Below are 2,189 nucleotides of genomic sequence, written 5' to 3' on the forward strand. Positions count from 1 at the left end.
GTCGAACCCCGGGGGCAGCCGGTCCATGAGCCGGGCGACGTAGTCGCTGTACATGACGCCCGCGAAGACTCCGGTCCTGGTGCCCCGCAGGCTGTGCGGGTCCAGGTCCGCCCGTTCGAACGCCTCCCAGGCGGCCTCCAGGAGGAGCCGCTGCTGCGGGTCCGTGGCCGTGGCCTCCCGCGGGCTGATCTCGAAGAACGCCGCGTCGAAGGCGGCGGCGTCGTGCAGGAAGCCGCCCTCGCGGGCGTAGCTCGTACCGGACCGGTCGGGATCGGCGTCGAAGAGGCCGTCCAGCTCCCAGCCGCGGTTCAGGGGGAATCCGGAGATCGCGTCGGAGCCGTCCGCGACCAGCTGCCACAGGTCCTCGGGCGAACGCACCCCGCCCGGGTACCGGCAGGCCATCGACACGATCGCCAGCGGCTCCCGGTCCCCGGTCTCCAGGACGGACAGCCGCTGCTGGGCCTCATGCAGCTCGGCGGTGACCCACTTCAGGTACTCGACGAGCTTCTCTTCCTTGGACATCCGCTCTCGTTCCCGTTGTGACGAAAGGCGAAGGCGCACTTTCGGGGAGTGTCGGCACGGCGGCTAAAGGGGTCCCTAAGAATCGCCGAAGCCCGGACGCCCCGGCCCCCGCGCCCTCACACGAACCGTGCGGCGTCCGCGGCCTCGGCGGCGTCGTGCAGCGACATGTCCGTCCGGCCGCTGATGACCCGCATGTGGCGGATGAGGCCGTCCCCGCCGATGCGCATGACCGCGATCAGGGAGATGCGTACGAACTTGCCCTGCGGCACGCCCTCCGGGCGCAGCTCCACGGTGATGGGCAGGGCGACGTGCTCGCGGTCGAGGCCGGCGACCGGGGTGCCGGGGACCTCGTGGACGCCGTACGAGACCAGCCGGGCGATGTGGGCGCGGTACTCGGAGCGTGCGGTGAAGGTCTTGTCGCCGACCGGGTCCTCGACGTGGAGCGGGTCGGCGAAGAGGGTGAGGACGCCGTCGACGTCGCCCTCGCCGATCCGCCGGCAGTAGTCCAGAGCGACTCGTTTGCGCGCGTCCTCGTCCAGCATCTGTGCTCCTTCACGACGGCGGTGCGGCCCTGTCCGCGCCCGGCAGGAGCATGTTCGGCGCAGCCGCCAAAGCGCCGCCAAAGCCGTTGGCGCTGGACTAGTTCGGACCAAGGCCGTCTTTAGACGGCGCTCCTAGCTTCGGTCTTCTTCAGATGTGGATTCCGCGGCCGTCTCGGTCGGCGCCCGATCGCAGAAAGGGATTGCCGTTGTGAAGTCGTCACTGTGGCAGGACTTGCGGATGCTGGGAAACCTCTTCCTGGTCCGTACGACGTCCGACCCGGAGAAGAAGACAGCGCGGCTGTACGAGATGTACCCGCCGGACCGGCTGGTCGTCGAGGACACCAACTACTACAACCTCGGCTACTGGCCGGGGTGCACGAAGCTCGACGAGGCGGCGCAGGCCCTCGCCGACGAGCTGGCCGACACGGCCGGGTTCAAGCCGGACGACACCGTCCTGGACGTCGGCTTCGGCTACGGCGACCAGGACTTCCACTGGATCGACAAGTACGGGCCGAGCAAGATCATCGGCATCAACATCACCAAGGTGCACATCCGGATCGCCACGGACCGTGCCCGGGAGCGCGGGCTGCTGGACCGGATCGACTTCCGCGAGGGGTCGGCGACGGCGATCCCGCTGCCGGACAACAGCGTCGACAAGGTGGTGGCCCTGGAGTCGGCCTTCCACTTCGACACCCGCGCGGACTTCTTCGCCGAGGCGTACCGCGTGCTGCGCCCGGGCGGCGTGCTGGTGACCGCCGACATCATCCCGATGGAGGGCGGCAAGCCCAAGGCGGACATCCGGTCGCACGCCATCAAGTGGATCCGGGTCATGATCGACGACGCCAACTGGTACCCGCGGAAGAAGTACGGCGAGATCATGGAGTCCAAGGGCTTCGAGGGCGTCGAGGTGCGGACGATCCGCGACGAGGTCTACGAGCCGTGGCGCGAGTACCACGTGCGCCGCCTCCAGGACCCGGAGTTCAAGAAGCGGTCCAGCAAGCTCTTCTACAAGATGGTCGCCATCGCCCACCGCGACCAGGACCTGCTCACCGAAGAGCTGAAGTCCCTCGACTACGTGGTGGCCTCGGCGATCTGACCGAGCGCGCCGGTATCGAGCCGATGCCG

Annotated in this window: 3 protein-coding genes; 1 reads left to right on the top strand and 2 read right to left on the bottom strand. The window is 68.7% G+C overall.

From position 1 onward, the window contains the following. Positions 1-522 (bottom strand): beta-ketoacyl synthase N-terminal-like domain-containing protein (locus H5J30_RS28690; protein WP_181790193.1); only part of this gene is annotated, 522 nt, incomplete at its 3' end. Between the two features lie 116 nt (positions 523-638). Further along, positions 639-1,064 carry a nuclear transport factor 2 family protein gene (locus H5J30_RS28695; RefSeq protein WP_181790194.1) on the bottom strand — a complete coding sequence of 142 codons (426 nt, stop codon included), beginning with the start codon at positions 1,062-1,064 and terminating at the stop codon, positions 639-641. 208 nt (positions 1,065-1,272) lie between these two features. Between H5J30_RS28695 and H5J30_RS28700 the strand changes: the two genes are divergently transcribed. Further along, positions 1,273-2,160, top strand: coding sequence for an SAM-dependent methyltransferase (locus H5J30_RS28700; RefSeq protein WP_309505658.1), 888 nt, complete (start codon positions 1,273-1,275; stop codon positions 2,158-2,160). The last annotated feature ends 29 nt before the right edge of the window (positions 2,161-2,189 follow it).

Source organism: Streptomyces phytophilus (assembly GCF_013870535.1).
Taxonomy (GTDB): Bacteria; Actinomycetota; Actinomycetes; order Streptomycetales; family Streptomycetaceae; genus Streptomyces; species Streptomyces phytophilus.

Excerpts from the sequence above, each read along its gene's own strand:
- H5J30_RS28695 (WP_181790194.1), bottom strand. The coding sequence starts at position 1,064 with ATGCTGGACGAGGACGCGCGCAAACGAGTCGCTCTGGACTACTGCCGG.